Origin of the sequence: Arcanobacterium urinimassiliense (assembly GCF_900119495.1) — a bacterium.
Classification (GTDB): Bacteria; Actinomycetota; Actinomycetes; order Actinomycetales; family Actinomycetaceae; genus Arcanobacterium_A; species Arcanobacterium_A urinimassiliense.
In genome coordinates, this window is the sequence record NZ_LT632435.1 from 281,196 (window position 1) to 307,904 (window position 26,709).

19 protein-coding genes are annotated in these 26,709 nt (G+C 49.9%); 10 read left to right on the forward strand and 9 right to left on the reverse strand.

Going from position 1 to position 26,709, the window contains the following annotated elements; translation table 11 throughout:
- Positions 1-81 precede the first annotated feature (81 nt).
- Complete coding sequence (locus BQ7117_RS07625; RefSeq protein ID WP_202613013.1) at positions 82-1,662, reverse strand: DNA methyltransferase; 1,581 nt, start codon at positions 1,660-1,662, stop codon at positions 82-84.
- The gene (locus tag BQ7117_RS07630) at positions 1,634-2,854 is read right to left on the reverse strand and encodes a type IIL restriction-modification enzyme MmeI (RefSeq protein WP_143273941.1); all 1,221 of its coding nucleotides are present in this window, start codon (positions 2,852-2,854) and stop codon (positions 1,634-1,636) included. Before BQ7117_RS07630 ends, BQ7117_RS07625 begins: the two co-directional genes overlap by 29 nt.
- A 397-nt stretch (positions 2,855-3,251) precedes the next feature.
- Here BQ7117_RS07630 and BQ7117_RS01370 point away from each other — a divergent pair, with 397 nt between their 5' ends.
- Complete coding sequence (locus tag BQ7117_RS01370; protein ID WP_073995862.1) at positions 3,252-4,505, forward strand: homing endonuclease associated repeat-containing protein; 1,254 nt, start codon at positions 3,252-3,254, stop codon at positions 4,503-4,505.
- Between the two features lie 82 nt (positions 4,506-4,587).
- Here the strand turns inward: BQ7117_RS01370 and BQ7117_RS01375 are convergent, their stop codons facing one another.
- From BQ7117_RS01375 to BQ7117_RS01385, 3 genes are read right to left on the reverse strand one after another with little or no spacing between them, the layout of a single operon-like run.
- Positions 4,588-5,361 carry an ABC transporter ATP-binding protein gene (locus BQ7117_RS01375; RefSeq protein WP_073995863.1) on the reverse strand — a complete coding sequence of 258 codons (774 nt, stop codon included), beginning with the start codon at positions 5,359-5,361 and terminating at the stop codon, positions 4,588-4,590.
- A 4-nt stretch (positions 5,362-5,365) separates the two neighbouring features.
- Positions 5,366-6,352 carry an ABC transporter substrate-binding protein gene (locus tag BQ7117_RS01380; protein WP_073995864.1) on the reverse strand — a complete coding sequence of 329 codons (987 nt, stop codon included), beginning with the start codon at positions 6,350-6,352 and terminating at the stop codon, positions 5,366-5,368.
- Between the two features lie 17 nt (positions 6,353-6,369).
- Entirely contained in the window at positions 6,370-7,392 is a 1,023-nt protein-coding gene (locus tag BQ7117_RS01385) for a FecCD family ABC transporter permease (protein WP_073995865.1), read from the reverse strand.
- A 241-nt stretch (positions 7,393-7,633) separates the two neighbouring features.
- Between BQ7117_RS01385 and BQ7117_RS01390 the strand changes: the two genes are divergently transcribed.
- The gene (locus BQ7117_RS01390; protein WP_073995866.1) at positions 7,634-9,475 is read left to right on the forward strand and encodes an ABC transporter ATP-binding protein/permease; all 1,842 of its coding nucleotides are present in this window, start codon (positions 7,634-7,636) and stop codon (positions 9,473-9,475) included.
- Entirely contained in the window at positions 9,472-11,202 is a 1,731-nt protein-coding gene (locus BQ7117_RS01395) for an ABC transporter ATP-binding protein (protein ID WP_073995867.1), read from the forward strand. Before BQ7117_RS01390 ends, BQ7117_RS01395 begins: the two co-directional genes overlap by 4 nt.
- Before the next feature lie 48 nt (positions 11,203-11,250).
- Here the strand turns inward: BQ7117_RS01395 and BQ7117_RS01400 are convergent, their stop codons facing one another.
- Positions 11,251-12,603, reverse strand: a complete 1,353-nt coding sequence (locus BQ7117_RS01400; protein ID WP_143273942.1) for an ROK family transcriptional regulator — start codon at positions 12,601-12,603, stop codon at positions 11,251-11,253.
- A 274-nt stretch (positions 12,604-12,877) separates the two neighbouring features.
- Here BQ7117_RS01400 and BQ7117_RS01405 point away from each other — a divergent pair, with 274 nt between their 5' ends.
- From BQ7117_RS01405 to codA, 7 genes are all read left to right on the forward strand, one after another.
- Complete coding sequence (locus tag BQ7117_RS01405) at positions 12,878-14,329, forward strand: xylulokinase (RefSeq protein ID WP_073995869.1); 1,452 nt, start codon at positions 12,878-12,880, stop codon at positions 14,327-14,329.
- A gap of 72 nt (positions 14,330-14,401) precedes the next feature.
- Positions 14,402-15,445: an NAD(P)-dependent alcohol dehydrogenase gene (locus BQ7117_RS01410; protein WP_237563029.1), complete on the forward strand. Its 1,044-nt coding sequence runs from the start codon at positions 14,402-14,404 to the stop codon at positions 15,443-15,445.
- Complete coding sequence (locus tag BQ7117_RS01415) at positions 15,435-16,949, forward strand: sugar ABC transporter ATP-binding protein (protein WP_073995870.1); 1,515 nt, start codon at positions 15,435-15,437, stop codon at positions 16,947-16,949. Before BQ7117_RS01410 ends, BQ7117_RS01415 begins: the two co-directional genes overlap by 11 nt.
- A gap of 1 nt (position 16,950) precedes the next feature.
- Positions 16,951-17,994 carry an ABC transporter permease gene (locus tag BQ7117_RS01420; protein WP_073995871.1) on the forward strand — a complete coding sequence of 348 codons (1,044 nt, stop codon included), beginning with the start codon at positions 16,951-16,953 and terminating at the stop codon, positions 17,992-17,994.
- 91 nt (positions 17,995-18,085) lie between these two features.
- Complete coding sequence (locus tag BQ7117_RS01425; protein WP_202613014.1) at positions 18,086-19,075, forward strand: sugar ABC transporter substrate-binding protein; 990 nt, start codon at positions 18,086-18,088, stop codon at positions 19,073-19,075.
- A 177-nt stretch (positions 19,076-19,252) separates the two neighbouring features.
- Positions 19,253-20,569, forward strand: a complete 1,317-nt coding sequence (gene codB, locus BQ7117_RS01430) for a cytosine permease (protein ID WP_084789803.1) — start codon at positions 19,253-19,255, stop codon at positions 20,567-20,569.
- On the forward strand, positions 20,566-21,852 hold the full coding sequence (gene codA, locus BQ7117_RS01435) for a cytosine deaminase (RefSeq protein ID WP_237563030.1): 1,287 nt from the start codon (positions 20,566-20,568) through the stop codon (positions 21,850-21,852). Before codB ends, codA begins: the two co-directional genes overlap by 4 nt.
- Positions 21,853-21,910: 58 nt before the next feature.
- Here the strand turns inward: codA and glmS are convergent, their stop codons facing one another.
- The 3 genes from glmS to BQ7117_RS01450 all read right to left on the reverse strand — a co-directional run bounded on the left by glmS (position 21,911) and on the right by BQ7117_RS01450 (position 26,589).
- Positions 21,911-23,800 carry a glutamine--fructose-6-phosphate transaminase (isomerizing) gene (gene glmS, locus BQ7117_RS01440; protein WP_073995872.1) on the reverse strand — a complete coding sequence of 630 codons (1,890 nt, stop codon included), beginning with the start codon at positions 23,798-23,800 and terminating at the stop codon, positions 21,911-21,913.
- Positions 23,801-23,877: 77 nt separating this feature from the next.
- Positions 23,878-25,416 (reverse strand): glycerol kinase GlpK, encoded by a 1,539-nt coding sequence (gene glpK / locus BQ7117_RS01445; RefSeq protein ID WP_073995873.1) that lies wholly within the window; start codon positions 25,414-25,416, stop codon positions 23,878-23,880.
- A 165-nt stretch (positions 25,417-25,581) separates the two neighbouring features.
- Positions 25,582-26,589 carry a sugar-binding transcriptional regulator gene (locus BQ7117_RS01450; protein ID WP_073995874.1) on the reverse strand — a complete coding sequence of 336 codons (1,008 nt, stop codon included), beginning with the start codon at positions 26,587-26,589 and terminating at the stop codon, positions 25,582-25,584.
- Between the last annotated feature and the right edge of the window lie 120 nt (positions 26,590-26,709).

Below are 26,709 nucleotides of genomic sequence, written 5' to 3' on the forward strand. Positions count from 1 at the left end.
CGAAGCAGGATTGGTTGCTGAGCGAGTCGGTTTGGTTAGCGCTCCAATCCATTGGATCCGAAGTTGGCCTGATTCCTCGGGCTAGCGGCGGCCTTTGGTATTGATAAGTGCGTCGTTTTCTGTCATTTTGAGGTAGGACTTGAGGAGGGTTTCGAGGCGTTCTTCGTTTGAGTTGAATGGTTTTGGGCGGAAGGCCCGGTCTACTGCTTTGTCTAGTTTGCGGTGTGCGGCTAGGAGCTGCGGGCTCATTGCGAGTGGGTTGTAGTGGTCTGCTAGACAGCGTTCGGGGTGTAGGTTGCGGGCGTCGAGGACGGCTTGGCCGCCAGCGATGATTTCGGCGCGGAGCTTTGCAGAGACTTCCGGTAGCGGGAAGTTATTCCACACCACGGTGTTTGAGAAGCGAAGACGAGATTCTAGTCTGCCGCCGATGGCTTTCTGCCAGGTGATGAACATTGATGAAGAAACTATTCCGAACAGGTAGCCGTCCGGATCTTCAGCGGTGAAGTTTGCATTTCCCGAGATGACATCTGCCCCGAATCTCTGAGTTAGAAAGAATAGGCGTGTTTCCGAAACGTGAGATGGTATGCAAAGGTAGGGTCGCGTGGGTTGCCTACGTTCAGCAAATAAATGTGGACTATCTGCCAGATCTGTTGTCGCCTGTTTTTTGCTGTTGAGCCGAAACTCTCGAACAGCATCCAACCTGTCACGTAAAATACCTGAGTGTTGAATATCTGCTGGAGTGGCGTCTTCTAGCCAGAGGCACCAACGGTCTGCACCATGGAGCAGCTCGCGAGCACCCACATATCTACGTAGGTACTTAGAGGCAATAGAGTCTGCTTTCACTTCGGGGTACTCGTCAACCTCTACAATTAAATTTCCGCCGTCCGTTGGTTGTGATCCTTTGGTCACCTTAGGCACCCACTTTGATAGTGGGGTCGAACGTTTCTTCACAAATAGATTGGGTGCGTCCACCAAGTAGGCATTAATGTTCTTGGCGGGAACTGCGGTGGGTTCGCCTTTAATGTCGGCATAGGTGTAGAGGGTTGCGCTGGTGCGGCGTTTTTTGTCCATGCCAATGATTACGCAGTGTACGGCGGCGGCGTCAGCAGCTTCGGAACTCCATGAGAAGGTTTGGTGCGTAAACTTTATGCGCCAACCATTGCCAAACAGTGGGCCAAATAGAGATGGTACCGGTTGGCCTTGCGTGATCGAATTGGTGGAGACAAAAGCGAACTGACCGTCGCCAACAAACCGGAAGTAGTCTGCCGCCTTTTTATACCAGCCGGTAACGTAGTCAAGGTAGCCGTCGTAGAGGTCACCCCACACCAGTTTCATGTCTTCAGTTTGGTCTACCCCTTGCAGGTACTGGCCGACAAATGGCGGGTTTCCTACAATGCGCACGTGGTCTGAAGGCGGGAAAACTTGCTCCCAGTTGGTGCGTAGAGAGTTGCCCACGTGGATGCATTCAACTTTGTCGAGCGGCAGTGTTTTTGGGGGAGCCCCCAGTGACATTGCGAGTTTCTGATTTGCTTGGTGATCCACCAAGTACAAAGCTGTTTGTGCGATGCGGGCAGGCCATTCCTCAATTTCTATGCCCGCAAAGTTTTCCAGTTTGACGTTGAGATTTTCGCGCTCAAAGAAGAGAGTTCCCCCCCCCCGCACTTGGGTCTAGTTCTTCTAGGCGTTTGAGAATTTCTAGGTCAAGCTGGCGTAGCTCACGGTATGCAACCACCAAGAAGTTTCCACAGCCACACGCGGGGTCCATGATTTGTAGCTGGCCGATTTCGTCGCGCAGTTTTTCGAGTCGTTTTACGTCATGGTAGTAGGTCTTGAACTCTGTGCGGAGTTCGTCAAGAAACAGCGGCTCAATGGTTTTAAGAATGTTGATTTCAGTCGTGTAATGCTCACCTAGTTGCCGCCGGGCTTTCGCGCTTTTCACGGATTGGAATAGTGAGCCGAAAATTGCGGGGCTAATCTCTGACCAGTTGAACATGCAGGCTGCAAGCAAAAGCTCCCGCATTTTTGAATCAAAGTAGGGAATGGAGGTGGATTCTCCAAAAATTCCGCCATTTACGTACGGGAAGCGAGAAAGTAGCGAATCCATGTTCGCGGGCCTGGCGGCCTCCGGCTGATTCATAATCTGGAACAGCATTACTAGCTGTGCACCGAGGTCTGTGCCGTCCTCGCGCGTTCGCTTTTCTAAGAACTCGTAAAAGAGGTCGCGCTCCCACATGCCTGAATCGTCACCATAAAGAGCAAACAGTAAGCGGATTAGGAATACGGAGGATTCGTGCTCAGAGTACCCGGTTTTCTCCAGTTCTGAATAGAGGCGCCCCATGATTTGCGCGGCCCGAATGGAGGCTTTTTCTTGCTCTACTGAGCCGAAAGCACGGGTTTGGAAACCAGCGAGGAACGCCAAATCCTCTGCGTGCAAAGGCAGTTCCTCTAGCGGAAATTGGACGGTGTCGGTACCGTCCTCGGCTTTAATATCGAGAATTCGAATCGTTTTGAAATCGGAAGTAATCACGCGGCTGGGGCGCTCAATATCGCCTAGAGCTTCCATGTAGTCCAGAGCTTGAGCTTCAGCAGCCTCAAGATCCTTCCCCGCGGATTTCATCTCAATCAGAGCTAGGCCCGGTATCAACGCATCAATGAAACCTTGCCTGCCGGTTGAGGTTCGTTTCGCGCGCTTTTCGTACAAAGCTGCCTTGGTTTGCGTAATCCCGAATGCTTCCAGCAAGTCTCTGATAAACGACTGCGCTTGCTGGCGCTCATCCCCCGGCTCGTCAATCCAATCTGCAACAACCTTTGTGCAGCGCCTGCGGATCTCATCGAGTGAAAGTGCGGTAGCCACATTGCCTCCCTAATTGTCTAACGCAATACTAGCCGGGGTCACGAATAATAATAACGCAATATTAGCCGGGGCCCCGGACAATAATTTGGAAGCGGAGCAAGGCAGGCGCGCCTGCGCACGTGCCCGCGAGAACCTCTCACAAGCTTTCCACTCAACTTCTCAAAGTGTTATGTTGAGTGGGAAGTTAAGTGGGAAGCTAAATGGGAAGTTGAAGACGCTTCCCAGCTAGAGTTTTCCATCTCGCTGAGCGTTTCTAACCTCCGGCCAAACGAGGTTGTTATAGACGAAATCGAGTTGGCCGCTACGAACGCGGCCTTGTTTACGCGGGTGACCTCCACATAGGCTGTCGCCTGGTGATGGTAGTGGGCGAGAACCGAATTTGATAGGAGATTGGCTGATGCAGCGGAACCTCACATTTGAGAGTGGCTTGCCGCGCGATGGTGCGGAACCCGTGGAAGAGAACCCTGCCGCCGTAAAGCCGGAGCGCAGTGTGCCGCAAGCAGTCCCTGAGGACTCGCTGCTACCCGCCGCGCTCAAACTGCCACAAGACCCCGACGCGGACGAATGGCTGGATTTCTTCCATACACTCTCGGAGAAAACGAAAACCGAAAGGCGTGACCAGCTGATGGTGGAAGGGCTCCGCGCTGGTCTGACCCTCCAAGCATTGGGAGACCTGTACGGTGTGTCTAGGGAGAGAGTACGGCAGATTGCGGCGAGCCAAGGCGTCAAAACTCGGCAGTTGCGTGAGGAAGCAAAACAGCAGCGAGATCGGCATTGGCGCCGCGTGGAGCGACATATTTATGCTGTCTCGTTGGCGCATCCGGAGCTCACCATCGAGGAACTTGCCGAGTGGGCAGAATCCGACGAAGCCTCTGTCCGTAAGGCGTTGGGGCATCGCCGGGCTGTACATGAAGTCGCCTACCATGACTGGGGCGGCGGAGTCACCGACGAGGAGCTCATAGACGGGCTGCAGCGCTGGGCCACGGAGAGCTACATCCACACGGGCGATTCGTTCAGCGAATGGGCCCTAGAGCATGGGCTACCGAGCAAGCAGATTCCGATGATGCGCTTCGGTAGCTGGAATAACGCCCTGCGGCGTGCCGGACTAGATCATCTTGTGCAAGACCGTGGTGGCCCTCGTCCCACCATTTCTGACGAAGTGTTGTGGGCAGCGATGCTGCAGTTCTTCTGTGACGATGTCGAGAAATACACGTTTTCGGGGTATGAGGAGTATTGGAAATCGCGCGGTCTGCCGTCGGCGAGTACCATTCGCGTCCGCCTTGGAAGTTGGAGCGACGTGAAGACTCGCGTGCGCCAGCTTATGCGGTACGCCGTTGCGCCAGATGGTACGTGGGGATGGGGCGAAGCTGTGCTCGCCATTCACCCTGAGCAGCATCCCCGCACTGTGGTGTCCAAGGAAATGGTGCTAGACGCGCTCCGCGAGGTGGCGGCATATACGACGGGGCCATTAACTGTCGCGCTCTATGAGGAGCATCGTGCCCCTACTCATCCGAGTGCGGCGGCGGTGCAGTCGCGCTGTGGCTTCTGGGTAGATGCGCTGCACGACGCAGGGCTGCGGGACCGCATGTCTACTCGAGCTCGGCGTAATTGGAATGCGCGAAAAGGTTCGAAGGATTGCGAAAATAGCTGAGGGGCTGTCCGCGGGTTGAATTATTTAGCGTATGAAAGCATATTTTATATATCGGCCAATCCACCGCTATCTAATCTAAACCTTAATCTACCTGTGGTTTGAAAATAAACTGTTTAGTGCCGTCGTCTTCTACTTCTAGTGCAGTCACTCCGTAGACGTCTTTAATGAGCTCGGGGGTGAGGATTTCTTTCGGTACACCTTGAGTGTAGAGATGCCCGTCTTTAAGAATAATTGCCTGATCGCAGTAGCGAGCCACCAGGTTGAGGTCGTGCAAAATTATCACTGCAGTATCGCTGACTTTTTTGATAATGCTCAGAATTTGATGCTGATATTTTATATCAAGATGGTTGGTAGGTTCGTCTAAAAGTATGCATTTACACTGCTGAGATAGGGCGCGAGCAATAAGTACGCGCTGGCGTTCTCCCCCGGAGAGAGTATCTATATAGCGATTTTGGGCATAGTCCATACCGACTGCGGTGAGAGCCTCTTCCGCAATTTTTCGATCTGCCGCTGAGTAGCCTTGGACGTCTTTCCGATGCGGTGCACGGCCGAGCAAGACGATGTCGAATACGCGCGCTCTATCCATATCGTGTTCAAATTGGGAGACGACGGCAAGGCGTCTAGCGACTTGCCCGGGGCGCAGTTTTTTCAATTCCTGGCCATTGAGGATGATTCTCCCCTCCGATAGAGGTTGAGCTGCAAACATAGCTCGCATAAGGGTCGTTTTTCCCGAACCGTTCGGCCCAGCGATACCTAAAATTTGCCCTGGAGGTACCGCAAAAGTGATATTCGCAAGGACTTGGGTGTTTTCAAAACGAACCCCAGCGTTTTCTATCTGGAGGGGAGAATCATGCATGAGTTTATTTCCCTAATTCTTTCAGCTGCTTAGCAAGCTCAAAGGTGCCGTAAATCGCGGTTGGTGAAGCGTAAGCCACAGCTGATTCCGCATAGATAATGTGGTTGTTCTTGACTGCTTTCATATCTTTGTAACCCGGAATCTTGGCCAGCCGCTCTAAGGTGCTTTCTTTGGTAGCTCCGCCCATACCGGTGAGCACAATTATCACATCTGGATCAGACTTGACGAAGGCTTCCGGAGCAATAGGCCCTTGATGCGGGTGGTAATTCGGGTCGATAGCGGTGACGAGATCGAGAGTTTTATTGATTTCTCCCATTACTCCCTTATTGCCGTAGCTAAACAACTCGGCGTCATCTCCGTAGTAGTAGGCGTAGGCCACTTTGCGCCCTTTCCCAATTTTCTCTTTACTTATCTGATCTAGCTGAGATTTTAGTTCCGCAACGTTCGCATCGGCTTTCTTCGAAGTGCCGGCAATCTTTCCTAGTTGGGTTACTTCATTCAAAATCGTGTCAAAAGATTCGTTCTCCGGCTGTTCGGGATAGAAATAGGAGCATTCAGCGGCATCTACTACGGCCGGAATTCCTTTTTCAGCTACGGCGGCCGGATTGGTATTTTCAGAGCTAAATCCACCACCGTAGGCCAAATCGGGCTGCAGTTTCATAAGTGCTTCCATTGAGATTGACTCATCGGAGAGCACCTGAATGCCGTCTGCCTTTTTCCCAATCCAAGCGGGTGCTGCTTCTCCCCATTCGTTGGCACGGGCAATAATGGAATCTTCTGCTCCGGCGGCAAACAGATAAGCTAAGCCAGTCACGCCCATTGAGACGATTTTCTGGGGGTGCTTCTGGAAAGTAGTTTCTACGCCGCAGTTTTTAATGGTAATAGCGCCGTCTGCTTCGTTATTATCGGCGTTATTGGTACCGGAACAGGCGCAGAGTACGCTGGCGGCAAGAGTAAAACCTATGGCACTAGTGAGTATCTTATTTTTCATTTTCTGATTTTCCTTTCTTATTTGGAATATTTCTTGATTAAGCTCATCAGCATTGGGGTACCGACTAGGGCAGTCAGAATTCCAATCGGCAGTTCGGCGGGTCTAATTACTACGCGCGTGCAGGTATCGGCAACCACGATTAACAAGGCTCCGCACAGAGCAGCTACCGGCAGGGCGGCGCGAGTAGTGGCACCTACCAGTTGTTTAGCTATATGGGGGACAACTAGCCCTACGAATCCGATTGCTCCAGATAGAGATACCAAGATCGCTACGGTAAAAGCCACGACGAGGAAGAGAAGATTCCGATAGAGGCGCGGGCTGGTGCCTAGCGAGATTGCTGCATCGTCGCCCAGATTGAGAATATCTACGCGCCTGCCCCAGACTAAGAAGCAGAAGAAAGCACCGAGGACGGCACTGGTAGCTAAAGCGACGTCGTGCCAGGTGGCATTGGATAGCGATCCAAGGGTCCAAAATAGTACCGATTTAGTGCCGGCAGCGTTTTTTGCCATTAGGGTTATCAGGCTGGTCAGCGCCGAAAAGAGGTAGGTCACGGCCATGCCGGCAAAGATTATCCGCGCGGGGGTGATTCTGCCACCTGCCGAAGCCAGAATAGTCACTAAAGTGATGGCGCTCAGTGCGCCCAAAAAAGCGCCGAGTGTGATTCCCAATGCGGAGAGGAAGGTGTTTGCCGTCCCTAAAACGATTACAGTGGCGGCGCCGGCGGAAGCGCCCGAAGAAATACCGAGAATATAGGGATCTCCGAGGGGGTTACGTAGGAGCGACTGGGTAATTAACCCGCATATTCCTAATCCGGCACCGATAACCGCGCCTAGCATTGCGCGGGGGAAGCGCACCTGGCTAATAATTTTCAAATCGACGTTATCAGCGATGTTATTAGTAAGGGTGGCTTGGATTCCTTTTAAGGCTGCCGAGAGAGGAATATCGGTAGCTCCCACAATAATTCCTGCTATGAGGGCACAAATCAGGAGCAGAAAGAGGGTTATTTCTAATAGAAAACGTTGCCGAGAAGTGGTCAGCATGGTGCAACTATTTCTCCTAATTTTCCTTTTTCACTTAGATGGCAAATACTTCGTGCGTGCCGGGAACTGGACATCTGGCCCACCACATCTCCTTGTAAAACGTAAAAGTGCGGAATGAGTCCGCAGCTAATAACCGAGAAAAATTTATTAGGCAAGCCTAACCTTACGTAATATAATGTATATTAGTCAATGAAAATTAGGTGTTGAATTGAGAATCGGCGCAGAGAAAAGGTAGAAAGCTATGCTCACCAAGCAGAGATTAGTGATGCGAGCTGCAGGATTGTCGATATGGTTGCTAGTTCCAGCTATTTTGGCGGGGCTCATCGTCTCGGCGTTATACATCGCTGCAGCGATATGCAATGCATTGCTTTTTACGGAATTACTCGGTGCTCGCTATATGCCTAAAATGGTGGGCTTAATTGCAGCCATCGTCGTACTGCTTTTAGTCCGCCCTTTATTCGAAGTTTGCGGCCAGCTCTTACAAAATCGAGCTGGCTTAGTTGTGAAAAGTAAGTTGCGGCAGGCACTTCTAGCTGAATTAGAAGCTCGCGGGCCGATGCGCGCCGGTTTAGGGCGTTCCGGGCAAATCCAATCAGTGCTTAGCGATGGAGTCGAAGCAATAGAGCCCTATTTTATAAAGTATTTCACCCAGCTAGCTGTCACGGTAGTGACGGCGGTAGTTTTGACCTGCGTCATTGCCACTATTAGTCCCCTAATAGCTGGAATTTTACTGGCATGTGGGGTGGCAATTATTGCAATTCCACGCCTCTGGGATAAGGCGCTGGCGAGCCGAGGGCGCTCGCATTGGATCGCTTATGAGAACCTCAATGCCGATTTCGTGGATGCAATGATGGGGATGTCTACTCTCAAATCATTCGGAGCAGCGCAAAATCACGGCCAGAAATTGGAGCGGCAATCCCGCCAACTTCTTTCTTCAACTATGGGGCAGCTCCGCCTTTCTTTAGGAGAAACGGGCTTATCGGGAATGATGAAAGTGCTCGGGCCGGCTTTGGGCTTGGTGGTAGCATTCGCTTTAATTAGAGCCGGCTCTATGCCGCTGTATTCACTATTCCTGATTACGCTGCTATCTATTGAACTGTTTCGCCCTTTTACAGCGCTTTCTTCCTGCTGGCATGAAGCATTCTTCGGAATTTCGGCGCTCCCGGCGATGAGCGCACTTTTTGAACGGACGGTTTGCGCTCCTGCGAGGGCAGAGTCGGTGGCTGTATTGGCTAAAACGGCTGTATCGGCTAAAACGACTGGCCTTACGCGCGCGGGAGAATCAGCAGCATCGCCTGCAGTGATGCGGCGCAGTCAGATAGGAGATCTTCCGCAAAGCAGTACCGTAGCTTTTATTAACGCCAGTTACACCTATCTCGGAGCTACTGAGCCAGCTCTCAAAGAGGTCAATTTTGCAGCTTTTGCTGGGCAAACTACCGCTCTAGTTGGCCTATCTGGTTCGGGAAAATCTACCGCTTTGGGTTTGCTTATGGGTTTTGATCGCCCCAGCAGCGGCACAGTCATGATTGGAGGTATTCTAGCTGCAAATTTAGATATTGCTCAGACTGTGACGCTCGTGCCGCAAGACCCCATAATTTTCCCCGGCACAGTCAGATCAATTCTCGCAGAAGCTAATCCACACGCCGATGCGGCGGATATGATGAAAGCACTGACTTTGGCCTGCGCCACGAATCTCCATCGCGAAAATTCTGCCACTTTAGCGGAAGATAGTGTGCTTGATTTAAATATTACGGAAAATGCGCGCAATTTATCGGGAGGGCAAAAGCAGCGTTTAGCAATCGCGCGGGCACTTATCCGCCAGTGCCCGCTGCTGGTACTCGATGAATCAACTTCCGCACTCGATACCCAGACCGAGACTTTAGTTTTAAGTAATATTCGCCAAGCCTACCCAGATTTAACTTTAATTTTCGTCACTCATCGCATTGATACTGCTGCGCAAGCAGATCAAGTAGTGGTGATGGGGAGCGGGCAAGTGCTTTGTGCCGGTGAGCCAAGGCTATTGGCACAGGGTAATAATGCTTGGGCAGAGCTAATTGCCGCACAGTTAGGAGTACAGCAATGAGTTCCCCAATCTTTCGCGATTTTTTTGCATTGTTGAAAAGACTCCGTGAGTGTCTCCCGCTTTTTTTGGCCTCCACTATCGTCACTGCTTTGGCGCAAATAAGTGTAGTGGGGGTGGCAATTGGTTCAGTCTGGGCCTCTACGCAGTTCATTCTCAATCAAAATGCCTCTTTAACTCCCGTATTGATTTTAGTGTTTACCCTAGTGGCTGTGCATGCGGTGAGTACCTTATTCGAAGTCTGGTGGTCACATGAGGTCGCCTATCGAATTCTGCACACATTTCGAGTGCATATTTACAGCGCTATTGAGAGAATTGCCCCGCTCGGATTGCAAGGAAAACGTACCGGCGATATCGCATCGGCAGCTATGAACGATGCAGAGCAACTAGAATGGTTCTATGCGCATACTGCTTCTACCGCAATATGCGCAGTTTTCAGCCCCACGATATTTATAGCTTTCTTAGTTGCTTTAATTGGCCCCTTGGGGTTAATAATGGTCATTCCGGTGGCGGCTATGATTATATTTCCTTTTTTCCTCATGCCTCTACAACGCCGGCAAGGTAAAGAGCTCCGCACTCAATTAGTGCAGTTGCGAATTGCAGTACTGGATTCCATTCAAGGCCAGCGCGAATTGCGCTCGCTCGGGATGGTGCCGAAGCAGAATCAATTGATACTCGATTTGACGCGCCGGATTCAAACTATAAAAAATGCGCAAGCTATGCGTAAAGCGGGAGAATCAGCTTTCGCTATGATTGCCACTACCGTGGGCTCCACGATATTGCTCGTAGTGCTAACTGGCTGGGTGCTCGCTGGGAGTTTAAATCCCGCTTTGCTACCAGTAGCGGTGGTTTTGGCGGGATTGACGCCTACCCCTGCGAATACATTAGTAGGGATGCTGGGGCGGGTAGGAGAAATTGGTGCTTGCGCACATCGCATAAATACGATTCTCAATGCCGAAGATCCGATTCCGGCCATTGCGGAGCAGGAATATGATTCCTATCCGCACGAAGAAAATCACTTAGTGGTCGATAAAGCAGTATTTTCCTATCAGGAAAATAATCCCGTGATTGATGGGGTGAGCTGCACCGCCACTCCGGCCCGTTCGATTGCGATTGTAGGGAAATCTGGAGCGGGGAAGACTACTCTGGCCAACTTAGCTATGCGCTATCTTGACCCGCAGGCGGGAATGCTGCGTTTCGATGGAAAAAATCTGCGCGCTTATGCGCCTAATGAATATCGGGAGCACCTAGCGCTTGTGCCGCAAGATTGCCATATTTTTGCCGGAACCGTGCGAGATAATTTAGTGCTAGCTAATCCGCAAGCTACTGACGCTGATATTTGGCAAGCCTTGGATGAAGCAGATATTGCCGAATTGATTAGAGAGCTTGGTGGCCTAGAAGCGAAAATTGGCGATCGGGGCACCACCCTTTCCGGGGGAGAACGCCAGCGTATCGGGATAGCCCGCGCCTTTTTGCGCAACCCCGATATGCTTATTCTCGATGAACCTCTGGCTAATATCGATCCTTTCTTAGAGATATCTATTGCCGAGAATATTCGCCGTGCGCGGGCGGAGCGCACCACCGTAGTTATTGCACACCGTTTAGCTTCTATTCTTATCGCCGATTACATAATCATGCTGGACGATGGAAAAATAATAGCCCAAGGTACACAGCAAGAGCTGAGAAATAATCCGGCCTATAGGCGTCTGCTCGGCCAGCAAATTGCGTGAATCGGGGAGATAGTTTTATTGCTTTTTAAGCAATCTTTTTATTGCGAGTTAGTTATCTTCCTCGTCATCGAGAATAATCGTGGGGCTAGATACGGCAGATTTGAAATTTAAGAGTTCACTGGGAATCGGATGCCAGATACCGGGAGTAGATATATATCGGTGAATTGCCGACCAAGCTGCTCCGAAGCTAGGTGCATTACTTCCGGAAATTGAGCACTCGACGCGGAGCGGAGAAAGCCGTTCGCGCAGGCAGCTGCGGTTTAATTCCTTAATGAAAGAGTGCTTAAAATAAGGGAAAAGGGCGCGTAGATAGCCGCCGACAAGAATTTCGGTAGTGTCTACTAAATTCACGTAATTAGAAACAGCTCTTCCTAGTAAGGTGCCGGTAGTGTGTAGAGCGGCAACTGCATTTTTATCTTTTCGAGCGAGCGCTGCCTGGAGATGGCCATCGGTGGAATTGGGCGGTAATCCCGCGAGTTCGATAATAGCCATTCGCCCGGCATAGGCTTCTAGGCAGCCGGCGCGCCCGCAAGTGCAGATTTTTCCGCTGTCGCTCACAAAAGTATGCCCTAATTCTCCTCCCCAGCTGGTGGGATGATCTGGGAATTTTCCTTGTGCCATGTGGGTGGCACCTATACCGTTTTGCCCGCCAATATAGATGAAATCTCCATTTACAATTCCATCTTTTTGCCGGAAGTATTGTTCGGCTATTCCGGCGGCCGTAGCGGAATTAAGAAGGGTAATGGGGGTGTGGGTAGTGTGGCATAAATCTTCGAACTGCGCAGCTATATTAGTAGCTGGCCAGTTCAGGCTGGGAGTATCCACTATACTCGTGCCTTCGCTGTTTATTAGCCCTGGCATGGCAAGCGTAATTCCGACTAAGTTAATTTGGGCGTGCTGAATTTGCTCCACAGCAGTTTTTATAATGTGGTGAGTGGTTTCTAGGATTTTCGTAAAATCATTGCTTGAGTATTCAATATAATTTTCAGCAATTACTAGCCCAGCTAAATCGACGGCTTGTAGATTAATAGAAGTGCGATCCAGTTCAATGCCGATTGCAGTATGAGTGCGTTGAGCTGGTGCAAGTGGTATAGCGGGCCTTCCAGCTCCATTTACTACTAGTTCTTGCTCCGTGACCATTCCGCATTCAATTAGGTAATCCACTAAGCGAGTGACTGTAGAGCGATTTAATCCAGTGATCTGGGATAGGCGGGCACGGGAAAGTGATTCATTTCCCGTGATTACGTGTTTTAGCAGCAGACTTAAATTGAAATCTCGTAGCGAGGTAGAGCGAACCCCACTTCCCACTCGTTGTTTTTCTCGTTTAGGGGCTTTGATTGAATTTGTGGAGTTACTTTGCCCAAAATAATCATCGGCGATCGAATCTCGCTGCTTCACCATGCTTAAAGTATAGCGTATGGCGCGGGAGAGCTTAGGCCGCACTTAAATATCCTATAAGTTGCCTTAAACAACAATAGATCGATTTGTTTTTGCAATAATGAGTTTTTATTTTTAGAAAATTTTGTCGCCTTAGATAAAAAAGTGCACGTCAAAACGGGTTTTATAAAAATTTTCTGAATTTTAAATTGATGTATAAAAGTAATTGACAGTTTCCTTCTCGGCTAGTATGTTGTTTAGTAATACAAAATGTCAGTGTTGACAGGAGGCGCAGTTAATGTCAGTAAAACTTGTAGCTGGTGTTGATTCTTCAACGCAAGCTTGCAAAATTATGATTCGTGATTTGTATACTGGCAAACTTGTTCGCTCTGGTATTGCGCGCCATCGAGCCGGGACGGAAATCAGCCCGGATATGTGGCTAGTAGCTTTTCGTTCCGCTCTGGAGCAAGCTGGTGGCTTGCAGGATGTAGTAGCTTTATCAATTGGCGGGCAGCAGCACGGTATGGTTGCCCTCGATGAATATGGGCAGACAGTTCGGGATGCGATTCTTTGGAATGATACTCGTTCTGCAGCAGATGCATGCGATTTAATTAAAGAAGTTGCCCCTACAGAAGCTGAAGGGCGAGAGTTCTGGGCACGAGAAGTCGGCACAGTACCGGTCGCTTCTTTAACCGTTTCAAAATTGCGCTGGATGGCACGAGAAGAGCCGCAAAATATAGCGAAAACACGCGCAATCGCTTTGCCGCACGATTGGCTTATGTGGAAGATTACTGGGCAGACGGAATTAGATGAACTGTACACCGATCGCTCGGAGGCGTCGGGGACGGGATACTTCTCGCCGGTAGATAATTCTTATAAGCCGGAGATACTGAAATTGGCAGCGGGAAATCATGCCGAAAATATTTCTCTTCCGAAAGTGGCAAAACCCAACCAAGTAATTCGGGAAGCCAAAATAGCCAGTTATAAAGTATTGGTTGGCCCAGGATGCGGCGATAATGCAGGAGCAGCCCTTGGGCTGGGGCTGGAACCAGGTGAAGTGGCGATGTCCCTCGGTACTTCGGGCGTAGTATCCACTATTTCTAATAAACCTACACAGGATATTACGGGCTATGTATGTGGATTTGCCGATGCTACCGGGCGAGCGTTGCCGCTGGCGTGCACGCTCAATGCTTCACGGGTAATTGATCATTTCCGTAATATCTTGGGGCTTTCTTATGAAGAATTTTCTAGTGCTGCTTTAGCGGCTCCGCCTGGAGCAGAGGGATTAATCGTCATTCCATATTTTGCGGGCGAACGTACTCCGAATTTCCCTACCGCTACTGGATCCCTTTTGGGAATTAATTCGCGAAATCTTACTAAAGAAAATATCGCGCGTGCTGCCATTGAGGGAGTTTTATGTGGTGTGGGTGCTGGTATTAACGCCATGCGCAATATCGGAGTAGCAGTGGAAAGAATTACCTTAATAGGAGGTTCTTCTCAAGGAGAAGCAATTCGTAAAATTGCTCCGGCGGTGCTCGGGCTTCCAGTCAATGTGCCGGAATTTGGGGAGTATGTGGCGGACGGAGCGGCAAAGCAGGCGGCATGGATTTATGCCGGAGATGAATATGCTGCGGCGTGGGCGCCACTTCTCACTTCGGAATATTCTAGTGCGCATATTCCTTTCGTGATGGAGCGCTACGAGGAAGCTAGAAATAATTTTGTGTGTGAGGAGCGAGAAATCTATTTATAAATTTTTTGAATGATGCAGGTAGGTGTCAGCATCATTCAGTATCAACCATTGAAATATTCAAAGGAGAAGACAGTGGAGATTCCTAAAACTATGCGGGCCAGCGTATTGCGCGAAGTAGGCGTAATTGAAATTGAAGAACGCCCTGTACCGAAACCCCAGGCAAATGAAGTGTTAGTTAAGGTAGCGCAAGTGGGCGTATGCGGCTCCGATGTGCATTATTACCAGCATGGGCGTATTGGTGATTTTGTGGTGGAGCAGCCGCTTATTTTAGGTCATGAAGCCAGCGGAGTGATTGTAGCGGTCGGCTCGGGAGTAAATCCGGAGAGAATCGGGGAGCGTGTATCGATAGAGCCGCAGCGTTCGTGCCGGAAGTGTGAATTTTGCCGATCTGGGCATTACAACTTATGCCCTGATATGGAGTTTTATGCCACTCCACCTATTGATGGAGCTTTCTGCGAGTATGTGACGATTGAAGAAGATTTCGCTTTTGCATTGCCAGATAATATATCGGATGCGGCAGGTGCCATGATGGAACCGCTGTCGGTAGGTATATCTGCTTGTCAAAAGGGCGGTATTAAAGTAAATGATACTGTCTTGATTGCAGGAGCTGGCCCGATTGGTATTATGACCCTACAATGCGCTTTGGCCTTCGGTGCTGGGCGAGTAGTGGTATCTGATATTAGTGAAAACCGGCGGCAAATGGCTCTATCTTATGGAGCTACCGAGGCGGTAGATCCCCGCACCCACAACCTTGATGATCTTGGAGCAGAAGTATTCATTGATTGCTCGGGCGCGGAAGCGGCAATTACGGCTGGTATTCGTGCTACCCGTTCGGGTGGAACAGTAGTATTTGTAGGCTCAGCAGATGTGATTCCGCTTTCGGTACCGGAAGTGGCTATGCGAGAGCTCAATGTGACCGGTATTTTCCGTTATACCCAAACTTGGCCGATTGCTCGGCATCTTCTCGCTTCCGGAAAAGTAGATGTAGATTCACTCGTCACTCATGCATTTGGTTTAGATGAAGTGGAGTTAGCTCTTCAGCCCGAATCCACACCTAACTCTTTGAAGCGGGTAGTTATTCCATCCGTGAGGACGGTTGAAAATCATGAAAGATAAATCCCCTGCTAGTGTTCCCATCCTTTCGGTACGCCATATCTATAAAGGATTTTCTGGCGTGCAGGCGCTTGCAGATGTAGATTTCGACGTAGAGCGGGGTAGTGTGCACGCGCTATGTGGAGAGAACGGTGCCGGAAAATCTACCTTGATGAAGTGTATCAATGGGCTTTATAAAGCTGATTCGGGTGAAATTCACGTCAACGGTAAAGAGGTGCATATTAAAAATCCTCTGGAGGCGCGGGAATTAGGTATTGCCATGATTCCACAGGAGCTTAATTTCGTGCCAGATATGTCGATTGCCGAATTCTTCTTTCTAGGGCGGTTGCCGAAAAAAGGGATGTGGATAGATTGGCGATATATTAACGCGGAAGCGCGGAAGATTCTAGCGGAAGAAGGCTTGGCATATGCGCCGAGTAAAAAGCTAAAAGATCTCACTATCGCCGAGATTCAGATTCTGGAAATTGCGCGTTCGGTGTATCACAACGCCGATGTAATTATAATGGATGAGCCTACTTCGGCTATTGCAGAAAAAGAAGTAGCAGCACTGTTCCAAAAGATTGCCCACCTCAAAGAAAACGGTAAATCAGTCATCTATATTTCGCACAAAATGGATGAAGTATTTACGATTTCGGATCATATTACGATTTTGCGTGATGGTTCAGTTGTGAGTACGCAGCCAGCGGAAGACATCGATCTAGATACCGTGATTTCACAGATGGTAGGGCGGGAGATTGATCGTAACGCTTACCCGAAGAGTCATATTCCTTCTGATGAATTGCTTCTGGAAGTGGAAGACCTCTGCTCTGATCGCCTTTTTAAGGATGTGTCGTTAAAGGTACATAAAGGTGAAGTAGTCGGTTTAGCCGGTCTAGTCGGTGCAGGGCGTACGGAAGTGTTGGAAGCAATTTTCGGTATGGCTGGTACAAGTAGCGGCACTATAAAAGTGCACGGCAAAGAATTCACTGCGATGACGCCGAAAAAATCGATTGGAAACAATATCGGACTTTTGACCGAAGATCGCCGTTTACAAGGTATCGTGCCGAAAATGAGCTTGCGGGAAAATACCACGCTTGCCAAGCTGAAGCAGTTTATTTATGGCGGGCTGGCTCGCATTAAGAAAGAGCGGGAAGTTACTAGTCGTTTATTTACGGCTATGAACGTCAAAGCACCCCATATGGATGTGGCAATAGATACGCTCAGTGGCGGTAACCAACAAAAGGTATTGCTGGCGCGCTGGCTTGCAGCTGATTCTCAACTTTTGCTCCTCGATGAGCCGACGCGGGGAATTGATGTGGCAGCAAAATTTGAAATTTACTCAATTATCGACAACCTTGCCGCGGAAGGGCGGGGAATTCTTGTGGTCTCTTCAGAGTTGCCAGAACTTATTGGGTTATGTGATCGCATTTATGTGATGGCAGCGGGGCGGGTTCAGGCAGAACTCCATGCAGACGACGGATTTGATCAAGAAACAATTCTTAGTTACGCCATGAATCGGGGAAAATAAAATGAAAGAAAAATTAAGGCATTTTACGAGCGGAAAATACACGATTTTCTTAGTGCTGATAGTTTTCGTAATTATCGCATCACTTTTGAATGAAAACTTCCTGGCACCGAATAACGTAACGAATATTCTGCGGCAAGTATCGGTGATTACGATTATGGCGCTGGGAGCTATGGGTCTGATTATTGGCGGCATGATTGATCTTTCCGCCGGATCCGTAATGGCTTTTTCCGGTGTAGTGGCAGTAATGGTCTACAAAGCGACCGGCAGTATGCTGCTGGCTATTTTGGCGGGAATCGTGGTAGGTGCCGCCTGTAATTTAGTGAGCGCATTCTTTGTGGCTACCTTCGACACCCCAGCATTTATTGTAACGCTGGGAATGATGATGGTGGCGCGCGGAGCAGTATTGCAGATTACTTCGGGGCAGAATCTTTTGCAGCTAGGTGACTACGTAAAGCTAGGTCAAGGGTCGTTAGGTTCTATTCCACTTCCCGCTATTTTCCTAGTAATTGCGGCAGTAATCGTGTGGTACCTAATGTCGCAAACTCGCTTTGGGCGCGGTCTGTATGCAGTGGGCGGCAATATGGAAGCTGCCCGGGCATCTGGAATTTCAGTGCCGAAAGTGCAGTATCAGGTATTTCTTATGAACGGAGTGCTGGTAGGTTTTGCGGGCGTGCTCTTTATGTCGCGGGTAAATGCCGGACTTCCTAATGCAGGCGTGGGCTACGAGTTGCAAGCGATTATGGCTCCGATTATTGGTGGTACCAGCTTCTCAGGCGGTATTGGTACTACGACCGGTACTATTGCCGGTGCGCTAATTGTGGGCATATTGAACAATATTATGAACCTGATGGGAGTGAGCTCCTATATTCAGCAAATCGTGATGGGCACAATTATCGCTGTAGCAGTTACCTACGATGTGTGGAGTAAAAACAAGAAATCGACTCGCCATATTTTGGTAGAAAATTCTGATGAAACAGCGGCTGGCGATACAGCAGCAGAATCTCTGCAGCAGCGAAAGAGCTTAATGAATCATATTAGGAAATAGCAGAAGTGGCACTTGCTGCCAAGTACCTAATTTCTAAAAAATAACAACAAAATAGAGAACTCAATTGCGAGTTTTCGTGAAGGGAATAACGATGAAAAAGATGAAGACTCTGCTTTCGTCAATCGTCGTAGCAGCACTGGCAGTGGGCATGACGGCGTGCTCCGGCTCAGATAATGGAAAATCCGCGGGAGGCAAAGACGGCGCGACTTATCGAGTTGCATATGTTGCGCGTGCTCAAGCAGATTCCTATGCAGCCTGGCTGGCAGATGAGATGAAGAAAGCGGCAGAAAAGTATCCGGATATCAAGCTGGAAGTTTTCGACGGTCAGGCAGATGACGAAACCGAAAACAAGATGATTGAAAATGCGGTAGCAAATGGTTTCGATGGAATTATTGTGCAGCCGAATAATGGAGAAGCCCAGCGTGCTTATGTAGAACAAGCAGTTGCGGGTGGTCTGAAAGTAATTACTACCAATGCCAAGATTGATAATATCGAAGGATCCTCCACGGTTGATTCAAATCCTTATGATCAGGCTGCAGGTGTAGCAAAAGTAGCATTGGAAAAAGTACCGAAAAATGCGAAAGTTGTGGTACTACTCGGACCAGCTGGTAACTTCCACTCCTCAGAGCGTCGGGTAGCTTGGCAGAAAGAATTCTTCGATAAGCGCCCCGATGTAAAGATCATTGCAGAAGATATTGCGAACTGGAATAAGAATGAAGCAATGGCATTTATGGAAGATTGGACTACTGCGCACGGCAAGATTGATGCAGTAATCTCCATGAACGATAATATGGCTGCTGGAGCTATTGAAGTAGTGAAGAACGATAAGAATTATGCTGATATGCAGGCATATGGAACAGACGGTGTACCTGAAGCTACTTTGCTTATTAAAGAAGGCAAGCTGACGGCCACGGTACTGCAAGACGCCAAAGAATTAGCAGAGCTAAATATGGCAGGAATGCATGCTCTGCTTACGGGCGAAAAGAAAAAGGTTGAAGACTCTATAAGCAATCCGCTTATTGATTCTTCTAATGTGCAGAAGTATATAGATCTTTATACTGAGCTGAAGATGATTAAATAAAACCCCTTAGTAAAATGAAGCAAATAGCCCGGTCTGGCACCTACCAGACCGGGCTATTTGTTAGTACGTGACTCATATCATGGAAAAAAAGATGCAGAGCTTGGGGATTTCGCAGTATGCTTATGGCAATTTGGGTCAAAATAAAAGTGACGCAAGATATCAGAGAACGGAGCATAAATGCAGGTCGCAGCAGGCGAAAAAAGCAGACCAACCGCGCAGGCAATAAATCCTCCTTTGGAAGTTGATTCTTTTCCTTCCGGAGAGATAAACAAATCGATGGCGAATCAACTCCCCGATGATGATTTCTCTTTTGGAGTGGTTCCCGATTCAAGCCGACGTTCCTTTTGGGCCGTCGGCTTTGTTATGCTTGGCTTCACTTTTTTCTCGGCTTCTATGTCGGTCGGAGCGAAACTAGGTATTGGCCTCGATCTGAATGGTTTTATTGCCGCCGTTACTATCGGCGGCTTAATTTTAGCCACCTTTACCGGTTCCCTCGCTTATGTGGGTGCCAAGACGGGCATGGGAGTAGATGAGCTGGCGCGGCATTCTTTCGGCAAATATGGCTCTTTCCTTCCTTCTTTCCTCATTGCCTTTACCCAGATGGGCTGGTTTGGAGTCGGGGTGGCTATGTTCGCTATCCCCACGGCGGAACTGCTCGGCATCAGCCCTTGGCCAATTCTGCTAGTAGCGGGTGGGCTCATGACGGCTTCCGCTTATTTCGGAATTAAAGCCATCGAAATCGTTTCCTTTATCTCTGTACCGCTCATTGCCGTACTGGGGAGCTACTCCATGGTTACCGCCACGGCGGCCGGCGGCGGACTCTCCCGCATCTTTGCCGGCAGCACCGGAATGCCGGTAATGGTAGGAGTAGGCCTTGTAGTCGGTTCCTTTATCTCGGGCGGCTCAGCTACTCCGAATTTCACTCGCTTCGCTAAGACTCCGAAGTCGGCAGTAATTACTACCGTGATTGCCTTCCTGCTCGGCAATACTTTAATGTTCTCCTTCGGTGCCGTAGGCGGAGCTTTCACCGGGAAAGACGATATCTTCTACGTAATGATTGCGCAAGGGTTGGCACTGCCCGCGCTCATTGTACTCGGCGCCAATATCTGGACCACTAATAACAACGCTCTCTACACCACCGGCCTTGGATTCGCCAATATGACGAAACGCCCGAAGAAACCGCTCGTAATCATCGCCGGTGTGCTGGGCACACTGTGTGCGCTCTGGCTTTACGATAACTTTGTAGGCTGGTTGAGCTTCCTGAACGCCACTTTGCCTCCAATCGGTACCATTCTCGTGGCTGATTACTTCTTAAACCGGGCGCGCTACAGTGAAGAAAATACGATGCAGGTATCCTGGCCAGCAGTAATAGCCGTCTTCACCGGTGCGGCCGCCGGCTGGGTGGTTCCCTTTGGAATCGCTTCCCTCAATGCGGTAGTGGTAGCTCTCCTCAGCTACGGTATCGGTATGGCAATTACCCGAAAAGGAAAGTGAAAACAGTGACCAAGCAAATTTTTCAGAATCTTCTGCTGGATGGCACCCGTCTCTGCGATATGACGGTGGAAGATGGGATTATTACGGATCTCTCTCCAGCCGGTTCTACACTGGCTGTGCCAGAGGCGAATGCGGCGCAGAATGCATCCACGAAAGCGGCGGAGATACATGATCTGAGTGGAAAACTCATTCTGCCCGGCATTGTAGAATCCCATGTGCATCTCGATACCACTATGACGGAAGGCGATCCGCATCCCAATGAATCTGGCACTCTTTTTGAAGGCATAGAGATTTGGTCGGAGCGGAAAAAGAAGCTGACAGCTGCGGACGTGAAAGAGCGGGCGCGCCGTGCGATTCGCCAGCAGGTGCGCTTTGGTGTGCAGTACATTCGCTCGCACGTAGATATTAATGATCCCAATTTGACGGCTCTGCGGGCGTTAATAGAGCTGCGGGAAGAACTAAAAGATATAGTCACTCTCCAGCTGGTGGCTTTCCCGCAGGAAGGCATCGAATCTTTCCCGCACGGGCGCGAGTTGCTGAAAAAAGCAGCTGAGTTGGGGGCAGATGCAATCGGGGCGATTCCGCATTACGAATTCACGCGCGAATACTCGGTGAGTTCCCTCAATTATGCCTTCGATCTAGCACAAGAGTATGGCCTCCTGATGGATGTGCATTGCGATGAGATTGACGACGAAGCTTCGCGCGGCTTAGAAACTCTAGCTACGCGCGCTTTCGAAGCCGGAGTGGGTGAAAAAGTTACCGCTTCGCACACCACTGCGATGCATTCTTATAACAATGCTTACTTTGTGCGTCTGCTACGTCTACTGCAAATGAGTGGAATCAATTTCGTCTCTAATCCGATGGTAAATACTCATTTGCAAGGGCGGGTAGATACCTATCCGAAACGGCGCGGAGTGACGCGCGTAAAAGAGCTAACTGCCGCCGGAATTAACGTATCTTTCGGGCAAGACGATATAGTCGATCCGTGGAATCCGCTAGGCACTGGCTCGCTGCGCGATGTGACGCTCATAGGCCTGTACGTGACCCAAATGATGGGCGCCGCGCAGATAGATAACTCCTACCGTTTCATTACTTACAATGGAGCGCGCACGCTTAATCTGCAAAACTACGATATCGCTCCCGGGAATCCCGCTAACTTTATCGTATTAGATGCCGATTCGTGGCGGGAGGCGCTCGCTTTCCATGCTCCGGTGCTGGAATCTTACCGGAACGGTAACTTAATCTATGAAGCTAGCGCCCCACAGCGTCTCTGGCATTTTTAAGTAGCTGCCTTCGCAGTTACTTCACCTGCCTTCTCAGTCACTCTACTTGCCTTCTCAGTCACTCTACTGTCACTGATTTTGCTAAGTTGCGCGGTTTATCTACGTCATAGCCGCGCGCGGCGGCCATTTCGGAAGCAAAAATTTGCAGTGGCAGTACGGTGACGAGCGGCATCATCAAGGTTGGAGTGGCTTGCGGTACCCAGAATATATTGCGGGCATATTCTTGGACGGCGCTATCTCCTTCTTCCGCAATTACTATAGTGCGAGCTCCGCGCGAACGTACTTCCTGCAGATTTGCTAAAGTTTTTGCGTGCAGTTCGGGGCGCCGGCGCGTGGGCACAATAATGAAAATTGGTAAATCTTCCGTCACCAAAGCAATCGGCCCGTGTTTTAACTCTCCCGCGGCAAAACCTTCCGCATGCAGATAGGCTATTTCTTTCAGCTTTAATGCCCCTTCTAGGGCAATCGGATAGCCTACATGCCGACCGAGGAAAAGCACGGAATCTTCTTGTTGAAGTTGGCGAGCAAGCGCGCGGATCTCTGCTTCTTGCTGCAGCACTTTTTCCATTCGCGCCGGCATTTTATTAAGTTCTTCGAGGTATCCGGCAATTTCATCACGGTACTTATTGCCGCGAATCTGCGCGAGGTAGAGCCCGAGTAAATAAGCTGCCGTAATTTGTGCTACAAAAGCTTTCGTAGAAGCCACGGCAATTTCTGGCCCAGCGTGGGTGTAGAGCACAGCATCAGATTCCCGAGCAATGGTAGATCCGTAGGTATTTACGATGGCCAGTACTTTTGAGCCTTGTTCGCGGGCATGGCGCATAGCCATAATAGTGTCCATCGTTTCCCCCGACTGGGAAACAGCCACAATAAGCGTTTTTTCCGATACCACTGGGTCGCGGTAGCGGAATTCGGAAGCGAGCTCCACTTCCACCGGAATTCTGCACCAATGTTCAATTGCATAACGTGCCACTTGACCAGCGTAGAAAGCCGTACCGGCCGCAATTACAATTATTTTATCTATCGTGCGCAGCACCGATTCTTCGATGCGCATTTCATCTAAATGTAAGCTTCCCTCTTGTACGCGTCCGCGCAGCGTCTCAGCCACTGCGCGCGGCTCTTCGTGAATCTCTTTATCCATAAAAGTGCGGTAGCCGTCTTTTACGGCAGCGGAAGCATCCCAATCTACTCGATATTCGCGCCCTTGCCGCTCTTTCCCTTGGAAGCTGAGCAGCCGCACGGAAGTAGGAGAAAGCTCAACCACTGTATCTTGTGGTACTTCTAAAGCGCGGCTAGTTTCCGAAATAAAAGCGGCAATATCGCTGCCCAGGAAGTTTTCACCTTCTCCTAATCCCACTACTAAGGGGGAATTGCGCCGAGCAGCGGCAATGATTCCGGGATTTTCTCTATCCAGAGCCACTAGCGTAAAAGAACCGCGGAGAATCTGCACAGTTTTTAAGAGTGCGGAAGTCAGGGCGGAGGCAGAAGTATCTCCCATATCTTGCAGCTGTAAAGCGAGCAGATGAGCCACGATTTCGGAATCAGTGGCTGATAAGGGGCTGATGCCGCGTGCCTGTAATCCGGCCGCGAGTTCTTGATAATTCTCAATAATTCCGTTGTGTACTATTGCCACCCGTCCGTCAAAAGAAAGATGGGGATGGGCATTAGTGTCGGTGGGAGTGCCGTGGGTGGCCCAGCGAGTATGCCCAATAGCGGCGGCGGCGGGTGGAAGCGGCGCAGTTTCTAATTCTGCGCGCAGGTTATCTAAACGGCCGGCTTTTTTCCGCACTTCTAGCCCCGCAGCTCCGGCCACTGCCACTCCAGCAGAGTCGTATCCGCGGTATTCTAAACGGGCTAATCCGGAGATTACCGTAGTGAGCGGGCGTTTTCCGTCTTTATTTCGGCCGGTACCCACCGGGGCACCTACATATCCAACAATTCCACACATGCTAGCTAAAATAGCTCAGGTGGCGAAATGAGAAAAGTATATTAGAAAAAAGGTGATGAATTTCTACTATTGAATTTCTACTGCTGCGCCTTTTCCACATCCGCATCGACCCAGTCGAAAGTGCGGGTAACTGCTTTCTTCCACAGTCGGTAATTGCGGTTATATTCTTCCTTATTATCTCCCGGCAGCCAGCGCTTGCCTTCTGCCCAGTTAGCTTCGACGTCTTTTTCGCCTTCCCAGAAGCCTACCGCGATTCCAGCTGCATAAGCTGCACCCAGAGCAGTAGTTTCCAGTACTTCTGGGCGAATAATGGGTACGCCTAGCTGGTCGGCTTGGAATTGCATTAATAAATTATCGCGCGTCATGCCGCCATCTACTCGCAGCTCCGCTAAATCAATTCCCGAGTCGGCAACCATCGCGTCAAAGACCTCTCGAGCTTGGAAAGCGGTTGCTTCCTCTACCGCTCGCGCAATATGTGCCTTCGTATTGTAACGAGTCATCCCGACTATTGCTCCCCGGGCATCATCTTTCCAATACGGAGCGAAGAGGCCGGAAAAAGCGGGGACAAAATAAACTCCGCCGTTGTCTTCCACACTCTGGGCGAGTTCTTCTACTTCTGCAGAATCGGAGATGAGCCCGAGGTTATCGCGCAGCCACTGTACTAAAGATCCGGCGACGGCAATAGACCCCTCCAGAGCGTAACGAGGAGCTTCTTTTCCAATCTTATAAGCCACGGTAGTGATGAGGCCGTTCTGAGAAAATACCGGAGTTTCGCCGGTGTTCATCAGTGCGAAGCAGCCAGTGCCGTAGGTATTTTTTGCCATTCCTTTTTGGAAACAGGCTTGCCCGAAAGTAGCGGCTTGCTGATCGCCGAGAATTCCGGCAATAGGAGTATCGATAAGCAGCCCATTTTTCCGCCCGTAGCCATAGATTTCGGCCGAGGAGCAGATTTCGGGCAGCATCTGCATAGGAATTCCGAAATCGGCGCAAATATCTTCTCGCCACTGCAGCGTGCGGATATCCATCAGCATGGTACGGGAAGCATTGGTTACGTCAGTCTTATGTACACCGCCGTTCACGCCGCCGGTCAAGTTCCACAGCACCCAAGAATCGGTATTTCCAAAATAGAGATCGCCCGCTTCGGCTTTGGCGCGCGCTCCCTCCACGTTATCGAGAATCCATTTAATTTCCGGGCCGGAATAGTAGGTGGAAAGATCGAGTCCGCAAATATCTCGATACTTCGATTTTCCTTCTTTTCCGCCTAACTCTCGGATAATTTGTGCAGTGCGGGTATCTTGCCAAACAATTGCGTTGTATATCGGCTCGCCCGTATTTTTATCCCAAACTACCACCGTTTCGCGCTGATTAGTGATGCCGACTGCCGCTATCTGGTGGCGATTTACTTCTGCGGATTGCAGAGCCAGAGCCACACATTCGCGTACGCTTTCCCAAATTTCGAGAGCATCGTGCTCCACCCAACCCGGCTTCGGGAAAATTTGTTCGTGTTCACGCTGGCCAGAACCTACTATCTGGCCGGCATGGTCAAAAATAATTGCCCGGGAGGAAGTGGTGCCTTGGTCAATTGCCATTACATAGCGAGGTGCAGCAGTAGTCATTATCTTTAATCCTTTAGGTTCGGGTAGAGCGAATAGTAAAATCCGGCGCAGCTATTTCTGGCAGCATTACCAGGAATATCTTCCATCTCTGCTCCCATGGAGAGGTGGAAAACACCGGGATATTACAATCCTGCAAGTAGTGTAAACCAAATAAGTATATTTAATCTACTTATTTGCTTCTGCTAATGCCAAGACTCGTTTAGCGAGGGCGTTATCGCACACTAAATCGGTGACGACGCCGGCGCGGAGTGCACCGAGTAGCGGATAGGCTTTGGCTTGCCCAGCCGCCAAGCAGAAACGCCGCGGAATTTGCCGCAAAACATCTGGGGTGGCGCCGGTAGCGCGTTTATTGAGCTCAATATCTTTCCAAGAACCGTCGGCGCGGAGTAATACAGTGCAGACATCTCCCACCACTGCGTCTTTTTGTAATTTTATTAACTCTTCCGGGCTGAGGTATCCGGCCGCGTAGACGCGGGAGGGAATCTCGCCTTTTAAGGAGCCGACGCTGAATATCGCTAAGGAACATTTCTCTTGCCAGTCCAGTACTCGCCGGACGGCTCGTTCTTTCCACATTGCTTCTTTCAGCGCTGGATCGTCAAAAAAAGCCGGTACCGGAAAATGGACAGTATGCGCATTCCAGCGTTCGGCTATTTCGTTGAGGATATTACTAATATGGTTTAGGCCGGAAGTTTCGGGTGAGGCTGCGCCATTGAGCTGCACAAGAGTGAGTGAATCTAAATCTTTGTGTTGAATGTGCTGAGCCATTTCACTAGTGGTATTCCCCCAAGCAATTCCCACTACGTCGGCATCTTTCACTAAATAACTCACCATCTGAGCAGCTACTTTAGTTACATTGCTGAGCACTTGACTCTGGGTCTGCTGTGGTGAGCAATTTACCACTTGCGCGCGAATCGGGAATCTTTTTTCTAATGCGGCAGCTAGGCGCGAATCTGGTAAATTTACTGGGCACACTTGAATGCGCACTATGCCGCTAGCGCGGGCATAGGAGATAAGCCGCGATACGGTGGAGCGAGAAATTCCCATCCGGGTGCGGATAGTTTCCATCGTTTCGTCTTGTACGTAGTAAGCCAGTGCCGCCTTGTAGGCGAGTAGATCGCGTTCATCGTGGATATTACGGAATTCGTCACTCGAATTAGCGGCGTTTTTCGGCATAAAATTTCACTCCAATTTTCGCTTTCTGCACATTTGTGCTTATTGATGAATAATAGTGCTATTTTTTACAGATGCAAATATATTTATAAGAGACAGGACTAAACGAGGGAGTTAACACAC